General features: G+C 69.3%; 21 protein-coding genes. 8 read left to right on the forward strand and 13 right to left on the reverse strand.

Features of this window, described 5'->3' with window-relative positions; translation table 11 throughout:
- Positions 1-35 precede the first annotated feature (35 nt).
- The 5 genes from cysW to FHD67_RS05500 form a co-directional block, all read right to left on the reverse strand.
- A complete protein-coding gene (cysW, locus tag FHD67_RS05480) occupies positions 36-842 on the reverse strand; it encodes a sulfate ABC transporter permease subunit CysW (protein ID WP_045999726.1) in 807 nt (268 codons plus the stop codon).
- Complete coding sequence (cysT, locus tag FHD67_RS05485) at positions 839-1693, reverse strand: sulfate ABC transporter permease subunit CysT (protein ID WP_139598093.1); 855 nt, start codon at positions 1691-1693, stop codon at positions 839-841. Before cysT ends, cysW begins: the two co-directional genes overlap by 4 nt.
- A complete protein-coding gene (locus FHD67_RS05490; protein ID WP_139598094.1) occupies positions 1690-2682 on the reverse strand; it encodes a sulfate ABC transporter substrate-binding protein in 993 nt (330 codons plus the stop codon). Before FHD67_RS05490 ends, cysT begins: the two co-directional genes overlap by 4 nt.
- A complete protein-coding gene (locus tag FHD67_RS05495) occupies positions 2679-3743 on the reverse strand; it encodes a sulfate/molybdate ABC transporter ATP-binding protein (RefSeq protein ID WP_139598095.1) in 1065 nt (354 codons plus the stop codon). Before FHD67_RS05495 ends, FHD67_RS05490 begins: the two co-directional genes overlap by 4 nt.
- 198 nt (positions 3744-3941) lie before the next feature.
- Positions 3942-4925, reverse strand: a complete 984-nt coding sequence (locus FHD67_RS05500) for a siderophore-interacting protein (protein WP_139598096.1) — start codon at positions 4923-4925, stop codon at positions 3942-3944.
- Between the two features lie 124 nt (positions 4926-5049).
- Between FHD67_RS05500 and FHD67_RS05505 the strand changes: the two genes are divergently transcribed.
- From FHD67_RS05505 to FHD67_RS05525, 5 genes are read left to right on the forward strand one after another with little or no spacing between them, the layout of a single operon-like run.
- Positions 5050-7140 carry a TonB-dependent siderophore receptor gene (locus FHD67_RS05505; RefSeq protein WP_139598097.1) on the forward strand — a complete coding sequence of 697 codons (2091 nt, stop codon included), beginning with the start codon at positions 5050-5052 and terminating at the stop codon, positions 7138-7140.
- The gene (locus FHD67_RS05510; RefSeq protein WP_045999721.1) at positions 7134-8021 is read left to right on the forward strand and encodes an ABC transporter substrate-binding protein; all 888 of its coding nucleotides are present in this window, start codon (positions 7134-7136) and stop codon (positions 8019-8021) included. The genes FHD67_RS05505 and FHD67_RS05510 overlap by 7 nt, the downstream gene beginning before the upstream one ends.
- A gap of 4 nt (positions 8022-8025) precedes the next feature.
- On the forward strand, positions 8026-9981 hold the full coding sequence (gene fhuB, locus FHD67_RS05515) for a Fe(3+)-hydroxamate ABC transporter permease FhuB (protein ID WP_139598098.1): 1956 nt from the start codon (positions 8026-8028) through the stop codon (positions 9979-9981).
- Complete coding sequence (locus FHD67_RS05520; protein WP_127899549.1) at positions 9978-10745, forward strand: ABC transporter ATP-binding protein; 768 nt, start codon at positions 9978-9980, stop codon at positions 10743-10745. Before fhuB ends, FHD67_RS05520 begins: the two co-directional genes overlap by 4 nt.
- A gap of 8 nt (positions 10746-10753) precedes the next feature.
- Entirely contained in the window at positions 10754-12454 is a 1701-nt protein-coding gene (locus FHD67_RS05525) for an ABC transporter ATP-binding protein (protein WP_139598099.1), read from the forward strand.
- A 9-nt stretch (positions 12455-12463) separates the two neighbouring features.
- Here FHD67_RS05525 and phoB read toward each other — a convergent pair whose 3' ends face one another.
- From phoB to FHD67_RS05560, 7 genes are all read right to left on the reverse strand, one after another.
- A complete protein-coding gene (phoB, locus tag FHD67_RS05530) occupies positions 12464-13153 on the reverse strand; it encodes a phosphate regulon transcriptional regulator PhoB (RefSeq protein WP_045982986.1) in 690 nt (229 codons plus the stop codon).
- Positions 13154-13156: 3 nt separating this feature from the next.
- Complete coding sequence (gene phoU / locus FHD67_RS05535) at positions 13157-13870, reverse strand: phosphate signaling complex protein PhoU (protein WP_139598100.1); 714 nt, start codon at positions 13868-13870, stop codon at positions 13157-13159.
- Between the two features lie 15 nt (positions 13871-13885).
- Positions 13886-14683: a phosphate ABC transporter ATP-binding protein PstB gene (pstB, locus tag FHD67_RS05540; RefSeq protein WP_045982988.1), complete on the reverse strand. Its 798-nt coding sequence runs from the start codon at positions 14681-14683 to the stop codon at positions 13886-13888.
- Positions 14684-14704: 21 nt separating this feature from the next.
- On the reverse strand, positions 14705-16042 hold the full coding sequence (pstA, locus tag FHD67_RS05545) for a phosphate ABC transporter permease PstA (RefSeq protein ID WP_139598101.1): 1338 nt from the start codon (positions 16040-16042) through the stop codon (positions 14705-14707).
- On the reverse strand, positions 16039-17244 hold the full coding sequence (gene pstC, locus FHD67_RS05550; protein ID WP_139598102.1) for a phosphate ABC transporter permease subunit PstC: 1206 nt from the start codon (positions 17242-17244) through the stop codon (positions 16039-16041). The genes pstA and pstC overlap by 4 nt, the downstream gene beginning before the upstream one ends.
- Before the next feature lie 69 nt (positions 17245-17313).
- Positions 17314-18339: a substrate-binding domain-containing protein gene (locus FHD67_RS05555; protein WP_139598103.1), complete on the reverse strand. Its 1026-nt coding sequence runs from the start codon at positions 18337-18339 to the stop codon at positions 17314-17316.
- A gap of 111 nt (positions 18340-18450) precedes the next feature.
- Positions 18451-19149: a DnaA N-terminal domain-containing protein gene (locus FHD67_RS05560; protein WP_342775269.1), complete on the reverse strand. Its 699-nt coding sequence runs from the start codon at positions 19147-19149 to the stop codon at positions 18451-18453.
- Positions 19150-19587: 438 nt separating this feature from the next.
- On the opposite strand from FHD67_RS05560, the gene FHD67_RS05565 reads away from it, so the two are divergent.
- The 3 genes from FHD67_RS05565 (at position 19588) to FHD67_RS05575 (ending at position 23113) form a co-directional block, all read left to right on the forward strand.
- Positions 19588-20892 carry an AAA family ATPase gene (locus FHD67_RS05565; RefSeq protein ID WP_045999857.1) on the forward strand — a complete coding sequence of 435 codons (1305 nt, stop codon included), beginning with the start codon at positions 19588-19590 and terminating at the stop codon, positions 20890-20892.
- The gene (locus FHD67_RS05570; RefSeq protein ID WP_045999856.1) at positions 20889-21992 is read left to right on the forward strand and encodes a ParB/RepB/Spo0J family partition protein; all 1104 of its coding nucleotides are present in this window, start codon (positions 20889-20891) and stop codon (positions 21990-21992) included. Before FHD67_RS05565 ends, FHD67_RS05570 begins: the two co-directional genes overlap by 4 nt.
- A gap of 188 nt (positions 21993-22180) precedes the next feature.
- Entirely contained in the window at positions 22181-23113 is a 933-nt protein-coding gene (locus FHD67_RS05575) for a DMT family transporter (RefSeq protein WP_045999855.1), read from the forward strand.
- Here FHD67_RS05575 and FHD67_RS05580 read toward each other — a convergent pair.
- Positions 23086-23763, reverse strand: a complete 678-nt coding sequence (locus FHD67_RS05580; RefSeq protein WP_045999854.1) for a GntR family transcriptional regulator — start codon at positions 23761-23763, stop codon at positions 23086-23088. The genes FHD67_RS05575 and FHD67_RS05580 overlap by 28 nt on opposite strands.
- Positions 23764-23825 lie beyond the last annotated feature (62 nt).

Here is a 23825-nt window from a genome sequence, read left to right on the forward strand (position 1 = left end):
CTATGCCCGGCGCCCCGCGGGGGCAAGCGGGGCCCTCAGCCGCGCCGCCCCTCCAGCACCGCCTTTAGGACCAGCGCGACCAGCGCCAGCAGGGTCAGGGTCGAGGCCGCCGCAAAGGCGCCCACCGCGTTCAGGTCGTTGAACAGCAGCTCGATATGTAGGGGCAGCGTGTTGGTCTGGCCGCGAATGTTGCCCGACACCACGGACACGCCCCCGAATTCGCCCACCGCGCGCGCCGTGCACAGGACCGCACCGTACAGCAGCGCCCACCTGATGTTGGGCAGGGTCACGCGGCGGAACACCTGCCAGCCCGACGCGCCAAGCGTCACCGCCGCCTGTTCCTGATCGGTCCCCTGCGCCTGCATCAGGGGCAGCACCTCGCGCGCGACAAAGGGTGCGGTCACGAACAGCGTCACCAGCACGATGCCCGGCAGCGCGAACATGACCTGCAGGTCGACCTCGCGCAGCCACGGCCCCAGCAGCCCCTGGCGGCCATAGAGCAGCAGATAGCAGATCCCCGCGATGATCGGAGAGATAGAGAACGGGATCTCGATCATGGTGACCAGGATGCCGCGCCCCCAGAAGCGGTGCTTGGCCACCGCCCATGCGGCGGCGATGCCGAAGGCGATGTTGATCGGCACCACGATCAGCGCGACCAGGCTGGTCAGCCAGATGGCGTGCAGCGTATCGGGATGCAGGATGGTGTCGGCATAGACCCGCCAGCCTTCGGAAAAGGCGCGGGCAAAGATGAAGACCAGCGGCGCCACCACGATCAGCAGAGTCAGCACCACGGCCGTTGCCACCAGCAGGCGGCCCGACCGGGCGGGGCGACGCGGCGTCATCGGGTGGCCTCGCGGTGGCGGGCGGCCCAGGATTGCAGGATGTTCGACAGGACCAGCAGCAGCAGCGCAAAGCCCAAGAGGACCAGCGCGATGGCCGCCGCGCCGTTATAGTCGAACTCCTCCAGCCGGATGAAGGCCAGGAGCGCCGCGATCTCGGTCTGTCCGGGCAGGTTGCCGGCGATGAAGACGATCGCGCCGAACTCGCCCAGGGACCGGGCAAACGCGGTCGTGCAGCCGGCCAGCCAGGCGGGCAGGATGGCGGGAAAGACCACGCGGGCGAAGGATTGCCACGGCGTCGCGCCAAGGGTCTCGGCCGCCTGTTCCAGCGCGGGGTCCAGATCCTCCAGCACCGGCTGGACCGTACGCACCACGAAGGGGATCGAGGTGAAGGCCATGGCCAGCGCGATGCCCAGCACCGTGTAGACCACCGGCACGCCCAAGGGGTGCAGCACCTGCCCGAACCAGCCGTTGGCCGAGAACAGCGCCGTCAGCGACAGCCCTGCCACCGCGGTGGGCAGCGCAAAGGGCACGTCCATCAGCGCGTCCAGGATGCGCTTGCCCGGGAAATCGTGGCGCACCAGAACCCAGGCCATCAGCAGGCCATAGACCGCGTTGAAGGCCGTGGCGATGGCCGCCGCCGTCAGCGTGACGCGGAACGCGGCCAGCGCCCGGTCGCTGCTGACGATGGCCCAGAAACCCGCGGGCCCGATCTGCGCGCCCTTCAGGATCAGCGCCGCGATGGGTATCAGGACGATCAGCACCAGGTACAACAGCGTCGTGCCCAAGCTGAGCGTGAAGCCGGGCAGGACGCGCTTGGCGCGGATCGGGGCCATGGCCGTGGCCGTGGTCATCGGTTCACGAAGACCTGGTCCAAGATCGCTCCGTCGGCCAGGTGCTCCTCGCGCACGCGGTCCCATCCGCCGAAAACGTCGTCCACGGTGACCAGTTCCACCGGGGCCTGGGTGTCGGCGACTTCCGCGGCGACGGTCTCATCAGTGACGCGATAGTAGTTCTGGGCCAGGATGCGCTGCGCCTCGGGGGTGTAGAGCCAGTCCAGATAGGCGGTGGCCAGCTCGGTCGTGCCGTTGTCCTCGGCATTCTCGGCGACCACGGCCACGGGGAAGGCCGCGAAGAGGCTCATCGAGGGCGTCACGCGTTCGAACCCCTGCGCCTCGTACTGCTTGGCGATCTGGCCGGTCTCGGCCTCGAAGGTCACCAGCACGTCGCCGATGCCCCGTTCGGCGAAGGTCTGGGTGGCCGCGCGCCCGCCCGTGTCAAAGACCGGCACGTTGTCAAAGACGGCGCGCACGAATTCCTGCGCCGCCGCCTGGTCGCCGCCGTTCTGGGCCAGCGCATAGGCATAGGCCGCCAGATAGGTATAGCGCGCATTGCCGCTGGTCTTGGGGTTGGGGAAGACCGGGGCCACGTCATCGCGGGCCAGGTCGTCCCAATCCTCGATCCCCTTGGGGTTGCCCTCGCGCACCAGGAAGGCGGGCAGCGAGTAATAGGGCGACGCCCCGTTCGGCAGCGCGTCGCGCCAGTCCTCGGGCAAGAGGCCGCCGTCGGCCAGCACGTCCACGTCGGTCTCTTGGTTGAAGGTCACGACATCGGCCGGCAGCCCCTCCAGGATGGCGCGGGCCTGGCGCGACGATCCGCCATGCGACATGTCGATGGTCAGGCTGCGCCCGGTATCGGCCTGCCACTTCTCGGCAAAGACGGGGTTCAGCGCCTCGAACAGTTCGCGCGCGATGTCATAGCTGACGTTCAGCAGCTTGTCCTGCGCAAGGGCGGGGCCGGACAGGGTCAGGGCCAGGGCGGTGGCGATCAAGGGCAGTCTCATCGGGCGGTTTCCTTCTCAATCGGGGCATCGGCAAAGATCGTGGCGGCCTGGACGGCCAGCGTGACGGGGGCGCCGCGGCTCAGCGTCGGGGCGCCGCGGCGGGGCATCTGGATCTCGGCCTCGGCGCCGCCCGGATGGGCGACGGTCAGGCGCAGCTCGGCGCCGGTGCTGGCCAGGGTCTGGACGCGCCACGGCCCGTCGGCGTCCGGCGCGACGCGCAGATCGGCGGGGCGCGCAAACAGCTGCGCCGGGCCGTCGCGCAGCGCCACCTGCGGCAGCGCCGACAGGTCCAGACCCGGCCCCTGCGCGCGGCCCCCCATGACGGTGACGGGCAGCTGCACCGTCGCCCCCATGAAGCGCGCGACGAAGGGGGTGGCGGGCGCGTCGTGGATGGCGTCGGCATGGCCGATCTGCTCGATCCGGCCCTCGCCCATGACCACCACGCGGTCGGCCAGCTCGAAGGCCTCCTCCTGGTCGTGGGTCACGAAGATCGTGGTCGATCCGGTCGCCTCATGCACACCGCGCAGCCAGCGGCGCAGGTCGCGGCGGATGGCGGCGTCCAGCGCGCCGAAGGGCTCGTCCAGCAGCAGCACCCGCGGCTTGATCGCCAGCGCGCGGCCAAGCGCCACCCGCTGACGCTGACCGCCCGACAGCTGCCCCGGAAAGCGGTCGGCCAGGTGGTCGATCTGCAGGAACGCCATCAGCTCGTCCGCGCGGGCGGCGATCTGGGCGCGGGTGGGCCGCTGACCGCGCGGCAGGACGGACAGGCCGAAGCCGATATTGTCGCGCACCGTCATATGCGGGAACAGGGCGTAATGCTGAAAGACGAAGCCGATGCGCCGCTCGCGCGCGGCCAGCGCCAGCCAGTCCTGCCCCTCCACCCGTAACCGCCCAGCATCGGGCCATTCCAGCCCGGCGATGATCTTCAGAAGCGTGGTCTTGCCCGATCCGGACGGGCCCAGCAGCGCCAGAAGCTCTCCGGGTTCGACCGACAGATCGATGCCGCGCAGGACATCGGTCCGGTCGAACCGCTTGGTCAGTCCTGCAATTTCGATCGACATCGGCGCACCCCTTCGCTGTCCCTGCCAGCTAGGCCGCGGCGGGGCACCGGGCAAGGGGCCGCGACCCCGCCCGCGGGGCACCGATGCAGGCCGCCGTTCCGTCCGGTGCGCGACCTGCGAAACGCCCGGTCGCGGGTCGCGCCGGACGACGCGACAGCGTTCCGCGCCGCGCCCGTCCGGGCAGACCTGCGTTCTTTTTCAGGCTTCTGCGCGCGACCAATAGGCGGCGGCGGTGAACTGGGTCTTGGTCAGGCCGCGGGCCAGGAGGTGGCTGCGCGCGGCGCGGGCGCGCGCCGCGTCGGCCGCGAACCAGACATGCCCGCCCGCGGGGTCCGGCATCGCCTCAAGCGCGGCCATCAGGTCGTCGCAGCGCGTGACCCGCAAATCATCCGCCAGCGCGCCCAGGTCGGCCGCGTCACAGCACAGGACCGCGCGGGCCGTGCCGCGCGTCTCGGCCAGCATGCGGGTGATGGCGGGCATCGCGGTCTGGTCGCCGAACAGCCACAGCCGATCGGTGTCGGGACAGCTGCCGCCCCCGGGGCCGATGGCGCCGACCTGCTGGCCCAGGGGCGCGCCCTGCGCCCAGTCACAGGTCGGGCTGCCCGGATGACAGAAGATGTCGAAATCCAGCCAGCCCGGCCCGTGATCCACCACGGTATAGACCGGCCGGTGCAGCGAGTCCGCCCCGTCGGGCCAGACGGTGCGTCCGCTGGCAGCCACGCGCGGCCAGATGGCCGCCCGCCCCGCCGGCGGCAGCAGCAGGCGAAAGTGATAACCGCCCTGCGCGAACTGCCCGGCCTGCGGTCCCGCCAGCCGCACGCGCAGGAACCCCGGCACGGGGCGCGACACCCCCGCTACCCGCAGCAGCGCAAGCCCCGGTGCCAGCGCGCCCGCATCGACATCGTCCCACGCGACCTCGACCCCCGCCTCGGCCAGGATCTCGGTCGCGCTGTCGCGCAGGATGCCGACCAGCCGGTCCTCGGGCGCCAGAAGGTCGATGCGCAGCGCGTCGGCCTGGCGCGTCAGGCGCAGCTCGGACCCCCAGATCAGCAGGCTGAGACCCGCCTCGTCCTCGACCAGCGGCGCCTCCCACATCGCGGCCCGCGCCTTCAGCGCCGCGACCGCGGCCCCGCTGGCACGGGGGATCAGGCCGGTTCCGTGATGACTGCGCAGATGCGACATGGGCAGGGTCCGTGGCTGGAAAGTCAAAAAGTCGGAAATATGAATTCGACAGCCGGATTGGCAGATTGACGAATCTGACAGAAAAGATCAGATACGCCCAAACGTGTCAATCCAGCAGGCCATCATGTCCGTAGAGCCCCGTATCTTCCTTCTGGCCGGTGCCAGCCTTCTTGCCCTGTCGTCCGGCGTGGCTTGGTCCCAGCAGGCCGCGGAGCCGATCCTGCTGGACGAGATCGTGCTGACAGCGTCCTCGGACGCGTCCGTCCAGGCGGACGGCTATGTCGGCGGACAGGCCCAGGTCGCCACGAAATCGAACACCCCCGTGGCCGAGACGCAGCAGTCGATCTCGGTCGTGACCAGCCAGCAGATCGAGGATCAGGGCGCGCAGACCCTGGGCCAGGCGCTGAACTACACCGCGGGCGTCGTGGGCCAGCCCTTCGGCGCGGACCCCCGTTTCGACAGCCCCACCGTGCGCGGTTTCGAGGCGCGCGGTTCGCAATACGTGAACGGCCTGCGCCAGTTGCGCGATTTCGGATCGCCTGCCTTCGAGGTCTATGGCCTGCAGCAGGTCGAGGTTCTCAAGGGCCCGAATTCGTCCCTTTACGGGGCCGGGTCGCCCGCCGGGATCATCAACCAGGTTCAGAAGCGCGCACAGGATTTCGATTTTTCGGAAGCCGGTCTGGGCTATGACAGCAATGACAGCGCGCAGACCTTCTTCGACCTGAACCGCGTGGCAAGCCCGACCCTGTCCTGGCGCCTGACCGGCATCCTGCGCGACAGCAAGACGCAGATTCGCGAACTGACCAACGAACGCGGCTATCTGGGCGCGGCGCTGCGCTATGCGCCCGACGACGCGACGACCGTGGACGTGATCGCGTCCTATACCAAGGACGCGCCCATCTCGCCCCCCGGCGTACCCTTTGCGCTGACGCAGACCGGCGACGGCAAGGCCCTGCGCGACACCTATTTCGGAGAACCGGGCTTCGACGACAGCGACCGCGATATGGCGAACCTGGGCATCGAGATCAGCCACCAGATGGACAACGGCTGGACCCTTTCGCAGGGCTTTCGAGCCGAACGGTTCGACTGGACCTATACCGGACATTATGTCAGCGGCCTGACCGACGACGGCCTGTCGGTCACGCGCGGCGCGAACTTCCAGGACGAATCCACGACAGGCCTGAACCTGGACACCCGCTTGTCGAACAGCATCACCACCGGCAGCGTGACGCATGACCTGCTCTTGGGGCTGGACATCCGGCAGTACGATGCCGACACGACAACGCAGTTCTTCTTCGGCCAGCCCATCGACGCTTCCGACCCGGTCTATGGCGGGCTGCCTGCGACGCCGGCCTGGTACACCAGCATCTCCGACATCAGCCAGAAGCAGGTCGGCCTCTATGCCCAGGACGAGATCACCGTCGGCAACTGGCGCGGCAGCCTGGCCATCCGTCAGGATTGGACCGAACAGACGGGGACGATGTTCACGAACTTTGACGGCGACACCCCCATCGACCAGTCCGACAGCGCGACCACGGGCCGGGTTGGCCTGGGCTATGTCCTGGCGAACGGCGTGATGCCCTATGCCAGCTATTCGACCTCGTTCGACCCGACCATTGGCATCGACGACACCACCGGAGAGACGCTGGACCCGACCGAGGGCAAGCAGTGGGAAGTTGGGGTCAAGTATCAGCCCGCGGGCTTTGACGGGCTGTTCAGCGCCGCCGTCTATGACCTGACCCAACAGAACCTGGTGCGCAACCTTGGCCAGGGGCGCCGCCGCCAGGTGGGCGAGGTTCGCTCCAAGGGGTTGGAACTGGAGGCCACCGCCGCGCTGAGCGCCGCATGGGACCTGCGCGCCAGCTATGCCTTCAACGAGACCGAGCAGAAGGGCGGCCCAGAGGACGGGCTGGAAATGCCCAACGCGCCGCGCCATCTGGCCAGCCTGTGGCTGGACCGCGATTTCGGGAACGGGCTGCGCGCCGGGGGCGGCATCCGCCATATCGGCGAACGCAAGGGCGATTTCGGGAACACGTTCGACCTGGACAGCGTAACCCTGGTCGATCTGGCCGCGACCTATACCCGCGGCAACATCGAGGCCAGCGTGAACCTGAACAACGTCACCGACGAGGTCTATCTCGCCAATTGCGGCTCCTTCGGTTGCTACTACGGCGAAGGGCGCAGCGTCGCCGCCAAGGTCGCCTACACGTGGTAGGGCGCGGGGCCATATCGCCCCGGCCCGACCGCCGCGCCTTTCTGACCGCCGCCGGCATCCTGCTGGCGGCGGGCCTGCCTTTGCGCGCAGAGGCGGGCCCGCGCCTGGCCGCGATTGACTGGGCGATGCTGGAGACCGCGACCGCCCTGGGCCACATGCCGGTCGCCGCGGCCGAGCTGATCCGCTTTCGCGCCGATGTGGGCGTCCCCGCCATCCCCGACACGGTCACCGACCTGGGCCTGCGCGGCGCGCCGAATTTCGAACTGCTGCAGCTGGTCCGCCCCACGCTGATCCTCAGCTCTCCCTATTACACCCGCTATCAGGCGCGGATGGAGGCGATCGCCCCGGTCCTGTCCCTGCCCTTCTATCAGCCGGGCGCGGCGCCGCTGCCCAAGGCGATGGACGCGCTGGACGCGCTGGCGCGGCAGATCGGCGATCCCGCCGCGGGCGGCCGGGCGCGGGCGCGGGCCAACGCGCATCTGGACCTGCTGGCCTCGCGGGTCGCGCGCCATGCCGACCGGCCGTTGGCGCTGGTCGATATCGGCGATGCGCGCCACCTGCGCGCCTTCGGCTTTGACAGCCTCTTCGGCAGCACCCTGACCCGCATCGGCCTGCGCAACGCCTGGTCCGAGGCGACGGCCTTCAGCTTCCTGGCCCCGGTTCCCCTTGAACGCCTGGCCGACATGCCCGACGCGCGGCTGATCATCGCCGGCCCCATCCCGCCGCAGGCGCAAGGCGCGCTGTCCCGCAGCCGGCTGTGGCAGGCCCTGCCGCAGGTGGCGCAGGGCCGCGTGCACCACCTGCCGCGGATGAACGCCTTTGGCGGGGTGCCCGCCGCGCTGCGCTTTGGCGACCTGCTGGCCCGCGCGCTGGAGGCCTGAGGCGATGAGGACCCGGACCCTTGCGCCCTGCGCGGCGCTGATCGCCCTTGCGCTGTGGCTGATGGCCGCGCGCACGCTGCCCCTGCCCGCCCTGCCCTGGGATCCGCAGGCGATGAGCCTGGATCAGATCCGCATGGCCTATGGCCTGATGCCGCGCGGGGTCATCGCGCTGCTGGCGGGGGCGATGCTGGGCCTGTCGGGGGCGATCCTGCAGGTGGTGCTGCGCAACCCGGTGGCCGATCCCACGACGCTTGGCATCAGCGCGGGCGCGCAGCTGGCACTGGTCCTGGCCACGATCCTGTCCCCGACCCTGCTGGAGGGCGGGCGCTGGCCCGTCGCCATGGCGGGCGCGGGCGCGGCGGCGGCGCTGGTGCTGGCCATCGGCGCGCGGCGCGGCTTTCAGCCGGTGACGATGGTCATCGCGGGCATGCTGGTCGGGCTGACCGCCAGTGCGGTCGCCGGGGCGGTCACGCTGGCGCAGGGACAGTACCTGCTGTCGCTGGTCATCTGGAACGGCGGCTCGCTGGTCCAGCAGGACTGGTCGGGGGTCGCCGCGCTGGCCGGGGTGCTGGCCTTGGGTGGCTTGGCCGCAGCAGTGCTGGCCCGTCCGCTGCGCCTGCTGTCCTTGGGGGCCGAGGGCGCGCAGGGCCTGGGGCTGAACGTCGCCGCGATGCGGCTGGCGGCGGTGGCCGTCGCGGTCGTGCTGGCCGCGGCCGTGTCTGCGGAACTGGGGCTGATCGGCTTTGTCGGGCTGGCGGCGCCTGCCCTGGCGCGCAGCCTGGGGGTGCGGACCATCCCCGGCCTGCTGGCCTGGTCGCCGGTCCTGGGCGCACTGATCCTGTCGATCTGCGACGGGTTGGTGCTGGCCCTGGCGGGCCTGGGGGCCGAGATGTTTCCCACCGGCGCGCTGACCGGGCTGGTCGGTGGGCCGCTGCTGATCTGGCTGCTGCCGCGGCTGCGGGGCACGTCCCCGCCCGGCGCGGAGTCGGGCGACCGCCCTGCCCCGCGGCTGTCCCGTCCGGGGCCGCTGCTGGCGGCGATGGCGGTGGCTTTGGTCCTGGCGGGGCTGGTCCTGTTGTGGATCGGGCGGGTGCCGGGGGGCTGGGCGGTGCTGGACCGTGCGAACCTGGCGGCGTTTCTGCCCATGCGCCTGCCCCGCCTGCTGGCGGCGGCGGCGTCGGGGGCGGCGCTGGCACTGGCCGGGGCGATCCTGCAGCGGCTGACCGCGAACCCCCTGGCCTCGCCCGAGGTGCTGGGCGTGTCGGGCGGCGCCTCGCTTGGCTATGCGGCGGTGGTCTTTGGCCTGGCCGCCCCTGGCGCGCTGGCGCTGGCACTTGGGACGATGGCGGGGGGCGCGCTGGCCCTGGCGGTGCTGGTGGCCTTTACCGCGCGCCGCGACATGCCGGCGGAACGCGTGCTGCTGGCAGGCATCGCGGTGTCGGCCCTGGCCTCGGCCGTGCTGTCGGCGATGATGGCGGTGGGCGATGCACGGGCTTGGGCGATCCTGTCCTGGCTGTCGGGATCTGCGGCCTCCGTGCCGATGGCGGGGGCCGTCGCGCTGGCGGGCTTGGCCGTGGCCGTCTGGCTGGCCGCGCTGGCCCTGCGCCGCTGGCTAGCGCTGCTGCCGCTTGGGGCGGGGGTCGCGCGCGGCCTGGGGCTGGGCCTGCCGCCCGCGCGACTGGCGCTGATCGTGCTGGCGGGGCTGGCCACGGGGGCCGCGACGATGGTCACGGGCCCTTTGTCCTTCGTCGGGCTGATGGCCCCGCATCTTTCCCGCCGCATCGGCCTGGCCCGCCCGGCCGACCACCTGACGGGATCGGCGCTGATCGGGGCGGGGCTGATGCTGGCCGCCGATTTCGGCGCGCGCATGGCGGGCTTTCCCTATGAACTGCCGCTTGGGCTGTTCGCCTCGCTGATCGGGGCGCCCTGGCTGATCTGGCTGATGACGAGGCATCGATGACGCTCTTTCACCTGTCTGGCCTGTCGGTCGACGTCCCCGGTCGCCGGCTGCTGGACGACATCACGCTGGACCTGCCCGCGGGCCGGGCGACCGCGCTGATCGGTCATAACGGGTCCGGCAAATCCACCCTGCTGCGCGCGCTGGCCCGACAGGTCCCGGCAGGCGGCACCGCCCGGTTCGAGGGGCGCGCCCTGGCCGACTGGCCCGCCCGCGACCTGGCCCGCCGCATGGCCTTCCTGCCCCAGACCACGCCCCCGGCCGATGGCATGCTGGTGCGCGAACTGGTGGCCCTTGGCCGCTATCCCTGGCACGGCGCCCTGGGCCGCTTCGGCCCCGCCGATCATGCCGCCGTCGCCCGCGCCCTGGACGAATGCGGGGTCGCGGGCTTTGCCGATCGGCTGGTCGACACCCTGTCGGGCGGCGAACGCCAGCGCGTCTGGCTGGCCATGATGGTCGCGCAGCAGGCGGGCACGCTGCTGCTGGACGAACCGATCAGCGCGCTGGACATCGCCCACCAGGTCGAGGTGCTGGCCCTGGTCGCCGCGATGTGCCACGACCAGGGGCGCAGCGCCGTCATCGTGCTGCACGACGTCAACATGGCCGCGCGGTTCTGCGACCATGTCGTGGCGCTCAAGGCCGGGCGGCTGGTCTGGCAGGGCGGCCCGGACGCCCTGATGCGCCCCGACACGCTGCACGACATCTATGGCCTGCCGATGCAGGTCCTGACCCGCCCCGACGGACGCCCCGTCGCCATCCCCGCCTGAGAGGCCGCATGCTGAAACAGTTCTTTTCCTATTACCGTCCGCATCTGGGCCTGTTCTGGCTGGATTTCGGCTGCGCGGTCGTCTCGGGTCTGCTGGAGCTGGCCTTTCCGCTGGCCGTCACCGCCTTCATCGACCACCTGCTGCCGCAGGGCGACTGGACGCTGACCCTGGCCGCGGCGGGGGGGCTGCTGGCGCTTTATGCGGTCAATGCCGGGCTGCTGACGGTGGTGATCTATTGGGGGCACAAGCTGGGCATCAACATCGAGACCGCGATGCGGGCCCGCGCCTTCGACCACCTGACGCGGCTGTCCTGGCGCTGGTACGACCGTGCGCGCACCGGCAAGCTGGTCGCCCGCGTCACCCGCGACCTGGAGGAGATCGGAGAGGTCGCCCATCACGGCCCCGAGGACGCCTTCATCGCGCTTATGACCTTTGTCGGCGCATTCCTGCTGATGTTCTGGATCAACCCGCAGCTGGCGGTCATCGTGGCGCTGATCGTGCCGGCCATGCTGGCCCTGGTGATCGTCTATGGCGGGCGGATGACGGCGACCTGGCGCGCGATCTATTCCCGCGTCGGCGATTTCAACGTGCGCCTGGAGGAGACCCTTGGCGGTGTCCGCGTGGTGCAGGCCTTCGGCAACGAGGCGCATGAAAGCCATCTCTTCGCCGCCGACAACGCCCGCTATCGCCAGGCCAAGCTGGACGCGTATCGCGTGATGGCGGCGTCCAGCGCGCTGCAGTACATGGGCCTGCGGCTGGTGCAGGTCATCGTCATGGTCATGGGCGCGGGCTTCGTGCTGTCGGGCGAGCTGACCACCGGCGGCTTCGTGGGCTTCCTGCTGCTGGTGGGCGTCTTCTATCGCCCGCTGGAGAAGATCGCCGCGGTGATCGAGACCTATCCCCGCGGCATCGCCGGATTCCGCCGCTATCAGGAGCTGCTGGCCACCGACCCCGAGATCGCCGACGCCCCCGATGCGATCGACGCCCCCGTCCTGCGCGGCGACATCCGGTTCGAGGGGGTGGGCTTTGCCTATGACCCCGACCGCCCGATCCTGTCGGGGATCGACCTGGACATCCGCGCCGGAGAGACGGTGGCCTTCGTCGGCCCCTCGGGCGCGGGCAAGACCACGCTGCTGGCGCTGCTGCCGCGGTTCTACGAACCCAGCCAGGGGCGCATCGTCGTGGACGGGATGGACCTGCCCGCGATGCGCCTGCACAGCCTGCGCCGCCAGATCGGCCTGGTCAGCCAGGACGTGTTCCTGTTCGGCGGCACGCTGCGCGAGAACATCGCCTATGGCCGCCTGGACGCCTCGGACATGGAGATCGCGCAGGCCGCCGCCAAGGCGCAGCTGGCGCAGATGATCGAAGGCCTGCCGCAGGGCCTGGACACGGTCGTGGGCGAACGCGGGGTGATGCTGTCGGGCGGGCAGAAGCAGCGCGTGGCCATCGCGCGGGCCTTCCTGAAGAACCCGCCGATCCTGATCCTGGACGAGGCGACCAGCGCCCTGGACAGCCAGACCGAACGCGAGATCCAGTCGGCGCTGGACGCCCTGTCGGTGGGCCGCACCACGCTGGTGATCGCCCACAGGCTGGGCACGATCCGGAACGCCGACCGCATCGTGGTCATGGACCGGGGCCGCGTGGTCGAGATGGGCAGCCATGCCGACCTGCTGTCCCAGGGCGGCATCTATGCGGGGCTGGCGGCCTAGGGCCGGGCCTCAGCCCAGGGCATAGCCCACGCCGCGCACGGTGCGCAGCGGGTCGTCGCCGCCGTTCTTCATCAGCGCCTTGCGCAGGCGGCCCACATGCACGTCGATGGTGCGCGTGTCGACATAGATGTCGCGCCCCCAGACCCGGTCCAGCAGCTGTTCGCGCGTCCAGACGCGCCCCGGCTTCTCCATCATCGTGGACAGCAGCCGGAACTCGGTCGGGCCCAGATGCAGCGTCTGGCCGGCGCGGAACACCCGGTGTTCGGCGGCGTCCAGGATGATGTCCGCAAAGGTCAGCCGCTCGCCCATCGTGGCAGGGCGGGTGCGGCGCAGCTGGGTGCGCAGGCGGGCCAGCAGCTCGACCACGGAATAGGGTTTGACCACGTAATCGTCGGCGCCCGTCTCCAGGCCGCGGACGCGGTCGACCTCCTCGCTGCGCGCGGACAGCATGATGATCGGGATGTTGCGGGTCGCAGGATCGGCCTTGACCTGGCGGCAGACCTCGATGCCCGACACACGCGGCAGCATCCAGTCCAGCACGATCAGGTCCGGCTGCTCCTCTGCCACCAGCAGCAGCGCGTCCTCGCCGTTGTCGGCCATGACCACGTCGAACCCCTCGGCCTCGAGGTTGTAATGCAGGACTTCGCGCTGTGCGCCCTCGTCCTCGACGACCAGCACGCAGGGGGCCTGGCGCGCCATCCCTCAGACCTCCGCCGCGGGGGCCACGACGCTGCTGCTTTTCGGGCGCGCCTCGTCGGGCAGATCGCCCGTGACCAGATAGACCACCTGCTCGGCGATGGACGTCGCATGGTCGCCCATCCGCTCGACGTTCTTGGCGATGAAATGCAGGTGCATGCAGGGGGTGATGTTGCGCGGGTCCTCCATCATGTGGGTCAGGAACTCGCGGAACAGCGCGTTGTACATCTGGTCCACCTCCAGGTCGCGCTGCCGCACGTCATGGGCCAGGTCGGCGTCGCGGCGGATATAGCTGTCCAGCGCGTCCTGCAGCATCCGGTTCACCGCCTGGCTCATCCGGCGCAGCGCCATGCCCGATCCGGCGATGGCGGGCATCTGGGACAGCACCTCGGTGCGCTTGGCCATGTTCTTGGCGTAATCGCCCACCCGTTCCAGCGAGGCCGAGATCTTCATCACCGCCAGCACCATCCGCAGGTCGGTCGCGGTGGGGGCGCGCAGCGCGATAAGGCGGGCGGCGTCCTCGTTGATCTGGCTCTCCATCGCGTCGATGGCCTTGTCGCGGCGGCGGACCTGGTCGGCCAGCTCCTGGTCGCGCGTGTCCAGCGCGGTCGACGCGTCGGTGATCGCGGCCTCGACCATGCCGCCCATCTTGACGACCATCGCCTGGATCGTCTCCAGGTCGCGGTCGAAGACCGAGGAGATATGCTTGTCGCGGTTCATGTCAGGTCCTTTCGATCAGCCGATCCGGCCCGAGATATAGGCCTCGGTCCGGCTGTCCCGGGGCTTCGTGAAGATGTCGTCGGTATCACCGTATTCGACCAGGTTGCCCAGATGGAAGAAGGCGGTCTTCTGGCTGACGCGGGCGGCCTGCTGCATCGAATGGGTCACGATGACCACGGAAAACTGCGTGCGCAGCTGCTCGATCAGCTCCTCGACCTGGCTGGTGGCGATCGGGTCCAGCGCGCTGCAGGGCTCGTCCATCAGCAGCACCTCGGGGGACGTGGCCACCGCGCGAGCGATGCACAGGCGCTGCTGCTGGCCGCCCGACAGGCCCGTGCCTGGCTCGGACAGGCGGTCCTTGACCTCGTTCCACAGGGCCGCGCCGCGCAGCGAGCGTTCGACGATCTCGTCCAGCTCGGCCTTGCCGCGGGCCAGGCCGTGGATGCGCGGGCCGTATGCCACGTTGTCATAGATCGACTTGGGGAACGGGTTCGGCTTCTGGAAGACCATGCCGACCTTGGCGCGCAGCTGCACCGGGTCGATGCGGCGGTCATAGATGTCCTCGCCGTCGATGGTGATCCGGCCCGCGATCCGGGCGCTGTCGATCGTGTCGTTCATGCGGTTGATGCAGCGCAGGAAGGTGGACTTGCCGCAGCCCGACGGGCCGATGAAGGCGGTGACGGTCTTGTCCAGGATCTCGACGTTCAGGTCTTTGATCGCCTGCTTCTCGCCATAGAAGACCTGCACGTCGCGTGCGGAAATCTTGATGTCCTGCTGGCTCACGGCGCTCTCCGATCGGATGGTGTCATACATGGTGGCTCTCCTGTGGGCCGATCACCAGCGGCGCTCGAACTTGCGGCGCAGGAAGATCGCCAGCAGGTTCATGCACAGAAGGAAGATCAGCAGGACGATGATGGCGCCCGAGGCGCGCTCGACAAAGGCCGGATCGCTGCGCTGCGTCCAGTTGTAGACCTGGACCGGCAGGGCGGATGCCGGATCGAACAGACCCTCGGGCGGGGCGGCGGGAAACTCGCGCACGAAGGCCACCATGCCGATCAGCAGCAGCGGCGCCGTCTCTCCCAGGGCCTGGGCCAGGCCGATGATCGTGCCGGTCAGGATGCCGGGCGCGGCCAGCGGCAGGACGTGGTGGAACACCGTCTGCATGCGGCTGGCGCCGACGCCCAGGGCCGCGTCGCGGATCGAGGGCGGCACCGCCTTCAACGCCGCGCGGGTGGCGATGATGATGGTGGGCAGGGTCATCAGCGTCAGCACCAGCCCGCCCACGATGGGCGCCGATGCGGGCAGCCCCGCAAAGTTGATGAAGACGGCCAGGCCCAGGATTCCGAACACGATCGACGGCACCGCGGCCAGGTTGGCGATGTTGACCTCGATCAGGTCGGTCCAGCGGCTCCTGGGCGCGAACTCCTCCAGATAGATCGAGGCCGCGACCCCGATGGGCACCGCCAGCACCAGCACCACCAGCATCATGTAGAGCGAACCCAGGATCGCCACGCCCACGCCCGCGGCCTCGGGGCGCTGGTCGGAGGCGTCGGCGGCGGTCAGGAAGCCGGCGTTGAACCGCGTGACCAGCAGCCCTGCCTTGACCAGTTCGTCCGCCAGCATCAGCTGCGCCGGAGAGGTGTTGGCGTCGCGCGCCGCGGTCTCCATCGTGACGCGGCCCTTGAAATAGCCGTCGATGCGGCCGTTCGCCAGGACGTTCACGTCCACCGTCTGCCCGACCAGATCGGGATCGGCCAGCACCCGGTCACGCAGCTGCGCCGAGGCATCGCGCGAGATCAGCCCGTCGATGTCGCCGCTCTCCAGCCCCTCGATCTGCAGGTCCAGACCCGCCACCGCCGCATCCAGCGCCCGGTCCAGCACCTGGCCATAGGATAGCGTCAGCACGCCCGCCATCTCGGCCGGGTCGCGGTTGCCCTTGGGGTCCAGCACCTGCGCGTCCAGCGCCACGGGGATCGACAGATAGGTCTGGCGGAAGGCGCCCGACCCGTCGCGGACGATGGTGAAGACCAGCACCGCCAGCATCGTGCAGGCGATGACGATGGCCGTCAGCCCATAGGCGCGGAACCGTTTCTCGGCGGCGTTGCGGCGCCGGGTGCGCGCGTCTTGGACATAGAGCGACTTGGCGCCGGTGGCGCGGGGATGATCGGTCATTCGTACTGCTCGCGATACTTGCGCACGATGATAAGCGCGATGACGTTCAGGCCCAGGGTGATGACGAACAGCGTCAGCCCCAGGGCAAAGGCCACCAGCGTCTCGGGCGAGGAGAAGTCGTTGTCGCCCGTCAGCTGGCTGACGATCTTGACCGTGATGGTGGTCATCGCCTCGAACGGGTTGGCGCTGATCGTGGCGGCGGCGCCCGCGCCCAGGACCACGATCATCGTCTCGCCGATGGCGCGGCTGGCGGCCAGCAGGATCGCGCCCACGATGCCCGGCAGAGCGGCGGGCAGCACGACGCTGCGCACGGTCTCGGACGGGGTCGAGCCCAGGCCCAGGGCGCCGTCGCGCAGGCTCTGGGGCACCGCGTTGATGATGTCATCGGACAGAGAGCTGACGAAGGGGATCAGCATGATCCCCATGACCAGCCCCGCGGTCATCACCGACGACCCGGAATTGCCCAGGCCCAGGGGCTGCGCGATCCAGTCGCGCAGCATCGGCCCGACCGTCACCAGCGCGAACAGGCCATAGACGATGGTCGGGATGCCGGCCAGCACCTCGACCGCGGGCTTGGCGATGCTGCGCAGGCGGGGGCTGGCATATTCCGACAGATAGATCGCCGCCAACAGGCCGATGGGCACCGCCACCAGCAGCGCGATGAAGCTGATGTACAGCGTCCCCCACAGCAGCGGCAGCATGCCAAGGCGCGAATTGCCCTCGAAGCGCGGCGACCAGACGGTGCTGAAGAAGAAATCGGCCAGGCTGTACTGGCGGAAGAAGCTGATCGTCTCGAAGATCAGCGACAGGACGATGCCGATGGTGGTGGCGATGGCGATCATCGAACAGAAGATCATCAGGCCCAGCACCATACGCTCGACCGAATTGCGCGCACGAAACCCGCGGCCGGCCCGCGTCACGGCCCAGCCCAGGCCCGCGACCGCGGCGGCCAGTGCCAGCAGCCCCGCGACGGGGCCCGACGCGACAGGGATCACCCCGGACATCCGCAGCCCCGATGCCAGGATCAGCACCACCAGCGCGGGCAGCATCACCGCAAGGGCGGCGTTCATGCCGTGATAGGCGGGGCGGCTGTGCAGGGTGCGCACGTCCTGTGCGGCGGTCGCATGGGCGCGGCTGCGGCCCAGAAGGAATCCGGCCACGGCCAGCAGGATCGCGGCAAGCAGGGCCCAGGACATTGGCATCTGGCAACCTCGGGTGGATGGGTCAGGGGGAATGTCCGACCGGCGCGGCGCACCGGTCGGACGGGTGCATCACTGCATGGTCGTCTCGTCGGCCACGGCCTGCTGGACCGATGCCAGCTCGGGGTCCGACACCAGGCCATAGGCGGCCAGCGGGCCGTCCGGTCCCGCGATCGCGTCCGAGACGAAGAATTCGGCGAATTCCTTGACGCCCGGGATCACGCCGATATGCGCCTTCTTCACATAGATGAACAGCGGCCGCGACACCGGATATTCGCCCGAGGCGATCGTCTCGGTCGAGGGGGTGACGCCGGACATGGTCGCGACCTGCAGCGTGTCCATGTTGTTCTCGTAGAAGGACAGCCCGAAAACGCCGATGCCGTTCGGGGACGACCCGATGCGGGCCAGCGTCTCGGTATAGTCGCCGTCGATGTCGACCGACCTGCCGTCGGTGCGCAGCGTCATGCAGGCGGCCTCGGCCTCTTCCTCGCCCAACTCGGCGGTGAACACCTCCAGCGCGCCGCTGTCCTCGCAGCCCTGCGCGATCACCTTCTCGTCGAAGACCTCGCGCGTGCCGTGACGGGTGCCCGGCACGAAGGCCAGGATCTCCTGGTCGGCCAGTTCGGGGTTCACCTCGGCCCAACTGGCCGCGGTGTTGTCGACGATCGCGCCGTCGCGCACGACCTTTGCCGACAGCGCGTTGAACCAGTCGGCGGGGGTGAAGGCGAAGCTTGCGCCCGACTGCGCGCTGGCGAAGACGATCCCGTCATAGCCGATGCGCACCTCCATGATGTCGGTCACGCCGTTGGCGGCGCATTCCTCGACCTCGCTGTCGCGGATCTGGCGGCTGGAATTGGCGATGTCGATGGTGTTCTCGCCCACGCCCTCGCAGAAGCGGCGCAGACCGGTGGACGATCCGCCCGATTCGATGACCGGGGTGCCAAAGTCGGTATTCTCGCCGAACAGCTCGGCCACGATGGTCGAATAGGGCAGCACGGTCGACGAACCCGCGACCTGCACCTGTTCGCGCGCGGCGGCTGCGGTGGCGGTCAAGGCCAGGACGGACAGGGCCGAAGCGGTCAGGCCAAAGGTCTTCATGCGTCTTCTCCTCAGGAGGTGATCGTTGCCCGGCGTGCCTACAGCAGTTTTGTGACGGTCATACGCAATCCGTGTGACAGTTCTGCGACAGCGCCCCGGCGGGCGGGCCGATCATCCCGGGGTGACGCGCACCTCTCCCAGGGTCGGGTCGCTGCGCCGCGCGGCCATCTGCAGGCGGGCCAGCAGATGCGTGCGCACATAGGTAGCGTGGAACCGCGACGGCGCGACCAGGTGCAGGACGCCCCCCTGCCCTTCCGCCGATGACAGCGGCGCGAACCACGCGTCGAACAGCGCCGGGTCCTCGTCGCGCAGCCGCGCGCGGATCAGCGGCCAGACCCCGTCCTGACCGCCCTCCTCCGCGGATGTGCCGTCGGGCCGGCGGAACGGGACGACGTTCGGCGGGTCGCCCGCCTCCTGCGCCTCTTCGCCCATGCGGGCGGTGAAATCCTCGCCGATGTTGGACCAGTCCGCCCGCGTGTCCAGCAGGATGCGTTCCAGGCCCAGGCCCAGCACGGACACGCGGCCCCGCGCGCCCTGGCGCTTGACCACGATCCAGCCCGCTTCGCGCAGCCGCGCCATGTCGCGCTTGACGGTGCGTTCGTCCACGCACCACAGTCGCGCGATCTCGCGCTGGCCCATGGTCAGCTCGTCGCGCTGCCAGTTGTAGCGGGTGGTGATCAGCGCCATCAGGCGCAGCACCAGCCTCTGGCGCTGCGGATCGCCCGCCAGCGCATGCGCCATCATCGCGGACAGCAGGTCGTATTTCCTTGCCGCGGCTTGCCTGCCGACGGGTCGCATCACCTGCATCATCGTTCCTGCCCGCCGGTCGCCCGGCACCCTGTCCCGGCCGCGCCGAGATCTTGTGCCGTCCCAAACGCCTTTCGCCACTCTGCAGGCATTAGCGTCCTGAAATGCGATTCTGTCAAGCAGATCGCCCGCCCTCGGGCGGAAGGATCCAAAGGCAGTCTTGAATCAGGGTATCAATGGTATAGTGGGACATCCTATACGTCCCCTATTCCAACGCCCGTGTCCCCCAATCGGCAGGGGTCCGCAGGGTCATGTCCCCCAATATCCGCCCCCTGCTCCGCCAGGCCGTGGCCTCCGCGCCACCTTGGCGCGCGGTGATTCGCCAGCAGGGGCTGGATTTCCGCATTTCGTGCTATCAGTGAACAAGGCTTTTGCCAAAAGCGCAAATCCGGCGTAAAAGCAGGAACAGAAGCAATCAGCGTCCTTGGAAACCGACACAATATGTATACGCACGACGACCTTGCCCGTCTGCAGGCCCAATCCCTCAAGATGCAGGGCTGGATCCGCCGCCAGACCTTCAGCCCCGCCAACGAGAAGACGCTGCGCCGCTTCTCCTCCTGGGAGGTGGCCGAGCTGATCTTCCGCATCAACCAGTCGACTTTCCGCGGCAAGCTGGCGGCGGACCCGAACCTTCCCCTCGGGGAAGTCGAGGAGGACGGGCGCCAGCGCTGGTTCAGCCTGGAGGAGGTGAACGAGCTGCGCCGCCGCATCCGCGTCGGCAAGAAGTCCCTGATGCCGCCCCGCCCCGCCGGCAAGCGCGCCTTCCGCGCGGCCATCGCCAACTTCAAGGGCGGTGCGGGCAAGTCGACCGTAGCGCTGCACTTTGCCCATGCGGCGGCGCTGGACGGGTACCGGGTCCTGGTCGTCGACTTCGACCCGCAGGCGACCCTGTCCCATTCGATGGGCCTGAATGACGTGGGTGAGGATCACACGGTCTGGGGTATCATGGCGCGCGACCTTGAGCGCGAGACCGACCGCATGAACACCGCCACCGCCGGGGCCGAGACGGGGACCGCCCTGCCCCATCGCAAGCTGCCCGCGTCGATCCGCGACATGGGTCTGGGCACGCTGCGGCCCGCGGACTTCATCAAGCCCACCGCCTGGCCCACGATCGACATCGTGCCCAGCTGCGCCAACGCGGCCTTCGTCGAGTTCGCCAGCGCCCAGTACCGGCACCTGAACCCGGAATGGACCTTCTTCGGCGCGGTGTCGCGGTTCCTGGACAGCCTTGCGGACGATGCCTATGACCTGATCCTCTTCGACTGTCCCCCTGCCATCGGGTACCAGTCGATGAACGCCGTCTTTGCCGCCGACATGCTCTATATCCCGTCCGGCCCAGGCTACTGGGAATATGACAGCACCACCAGCTTCATCGGCCAATTGGCCGAGGCGTTGGAGGATCTGTCCCATGGGTTCGAGAACTTCCCCACGGGGAAGATCAGGTTGCCCAAGGCATTCACCGACATCCGGTTCCTGATGACGCGATACGAGCCGTCGAACGAGTTGCACCAGGCGATGTTCGCGGCCTTTCGGCAGGTCTTCGGGGATCGGCTGGCGCAGAACCCGATCGAACTGACCCGCGCGGTCGAGCAGTCGGGCCGGTTCCTGTCGTCGATCTATGAGATCGATTACCGAGAGATGACGCGGGGGACGTGGCGCCGGGCACGGGCGACCTTCGATCAGGCCTATGAGGAATTCCGCGGCCACGTGCTGACCGCCTGGACCGAGCTGGAGGACGCGCAATGAGCCGCAAGCGCCGGATGTTCGACATCGACATCCCCGAGGACGACGCCGAGACCGGCTTCCCCGCGGGGAAGGTCCAGCCCGACGGGCGTCGCGGCCCCATGGCTGCCGCCATCAGCGAAACGGCGGAATCGACCCGCGACCGCGCGGTCATCGAGGCGCAGATCCGCGCCGAGAACGATGCCTTGGCGCAGGAGCATGTGCGGCTGAAGCGGGCAGGGCTGATCACCGACCTGATCCCGCTGGACATGATCGACACGACCAAGCTGATCCGCGACCGCAAGCCGGTCGCCGATTTCGACATGGCCGAGCTGGTCGCCTCGATCCGCGACATCGGCCTGTCGAACCCGATCCGGCTGGAGCCGTCCGAGGGTGGGCGATACGAGCTGATCCAGGGGTGGCGGCGGCTGTCGGCCTATCGCCAGTTGCTGGAGGAGACGGGCGATGCCGATGCCTGGGGCCGGATCCCCGCGGGCATCGCCGCGCGCGGGGATCAGCTGGAGGCGCTGTACCGCCGCATGGTGGACGAGAACCTGGTGCGCAAGGACATCTCTTTTGCCGAGATGGCGCAGCTGGCGGTGCATTACGCGATGGACCCGCTGACCGCGGAGAACGATGCGGAAAAGGCCGTGGCGATCCTGTTCCGGTCGGCGGGCTATCAGAAGCGCAGCTATATCCGGAACTTCATCCCGCTGGTCGAGCGCTTGGGCGAGGTGCTCATGTATCCGCAGGAGATCCCGCGCGCCCTGGGCCTGTCGCTGTCGCAGCGGCTGGAGGAGGTGCCAGGCCTGGTCACGGCCATCCGGACCGAGCTGAAGGACTGGGACACGCGGTCGATCACCGACGAGCTGGCCGTGCTGCGCCGCTATGCGGGGCAGGGGGGTGAGGCGCTGCCCGAGGGGCCCGCACCGCGGACCGCCCAACCCGCACCGCCGTCGACCGCCAAGGCCAAGACGACCTTCCAGCTTGCGCGCCCGCAGGGCAGCGCGAAATGCACCGCCGCCAATGGTCGCCTTGAGATCCGCCTGCCGCGGGACTTTTCGACCATTGACCGACGCAAGCTGGAGGCCGCGGTGGCCGCCATGCTGGACCAGATCGAGTGATCTTCCCCGCGGGGAAGGGCAGGGGCCCTTTCCCGCGGCCAGCACCTTCCCCGCAGGGAAGGTTCGACACAAGCCATTGATATATATACATATAGAACACCTACCTGACGCTGTGTCGATGTCTGTTGCAGATCGTGCAATCCCGTCGTAGCACCAAAGCCGACCCCCACGGTATCAAGGCGCCCGGCATGCCCCCCAGTGATTCCCCGATGCGCGGCATCGCGTTGAAATGCATCAGCGTGACCGTGTTCACCCTGATGGCCGCACTGATCAAGGCGACCGCCGACAGCGCCCAGATCCCGCCGGGACAGCAGGTGTTCTTTCGGTCATTCTTCGCCCTGCCGGTGATCCTGGGCTGGCTGGTGCTGCGGTCGGAACTGCGGGTCGGCCTGCTGACCGCGAACCCGATGGGGCACCTGTATCGCGGGCTGGTCGGGACGACGGCGATGGCGCTGAACTTCTGGGCGCTTGGCCTGCTGCCCCTGCCCGAGGTGACGGCCATCGGCTTTGCCGCGCCCCTGCTGGTCGTGGTGCTGGCCGGGATGTTTCTGGGAGAGAACGTCCGGGCCTTTCGGCTTGGCATGGTCGGACTGGGGTTGGCCGGGGTGCTGATCGTGCTGTCGCCGCAGCTGCAGGCGGGGACGGCGGGCGACCCCTTGCGAATGCTGGGCGCGGTCGTGGCGCTTGGCGGGGCAGGGGCCGCGGCCCTGGCGCAGATCTTTGTCCGCCAGCTGGTCCAGGTCGAGCGGACATCGGCGATCGTCTTCTGGTTCTCGGTCACCTCGACGGGGCTGTCGCTGCTGACGCTGCCCTTCGGGTGGGTGATGCCGGGTGCCTGGGTGCTGGCGCAGCTGGTCACCACGGGACTGTTGGGCGGGCTGGGGCAGATCCTGCTGACCTCGGCCTATCGCCATGCCGATGCGTCGGTGGTGGCGCCGTTCGACTATGTCGCGATGATCTGGGCGGTGGCCCTGGGCTGGTACGTCTTCGGCGAGGTGCCAAGCGCGGTGGTGATCGGCGGGTCCGGACTGGTGATCCTGGCGGGCATCCTGATCATCTGGCGCGAACACAGCCTGGGGCTGGAACGCCGCCGTCAGCGCAAGGCCACGCCCCCGGCCTGAGGCGCCGACAGGCTGCCCACGACGGCGACCAGATCGCGGAAGCGTTCGCCCTGGACCAGCACGTGATCGGTCATCGCCTGCGCCGCGCCGCAGGCGTCGCCCGCCGCGATGGCCGCGGCGATCTGGCGGTGTTCGGCCAGCGAATTGGCGACGCGCCCCGGCGATTGCAGCTGCCGGCGGCGATAGGGTTGCAGCACCGCCTGCAGGCGCAGGGTCTCGGTTTCCAGGAATGCGTTGTGGGCGGCGCGATAGATCGCCTGATGGAAGGCGGTGTTTTCGGCATAGTACCGGTCGGGGTCGTGGCGCGCGCCTTCGCAGGCGGTCAGGGCGGTGTCGATGCGGGCCAGGTCCTGCGCATCGGCGCGCCGGCAAGCCAGCCGTGCGCAGAAGGATTCCAGCTCGGCCATCAGCTCGAATCGGTCCATCAGCTCGGGCACGCCCAGCTTGGCAACGAAGGTCCCTCGTTTGGGCTGCACGATCAGCAGGCCCGACGCCTCCAGCGCCTGCAGCGCCTCGCGCACGGGGGTGCGCGAGCAGCCATAGTCGCGCGCGACCTGGTCAGGGTCGATCTGCTGGCCGGGGGTCAGGCGGCCGTCCACAATGGCGTTTTCCAGGGCAAGGCGGATGCGCTGTGCGGTGGGAAGGGTCATGTCGGCACCTGTTCTGTCCTGCATTTCACCGCAGCGGTTGCGAAAAGTCCATCACCGCCGTT

The sequence above is a fragment of the Paracoccus haeundaensis genome (genome assembly GCF_006239215.1).
GTDB classification, from domain to species: Bacteria; Pseudomonadota; Alphaproteobacteria; order Rhodobacterales; family Rhodobacteraceae; genus Paracoccus; species Paracoccus marcusii.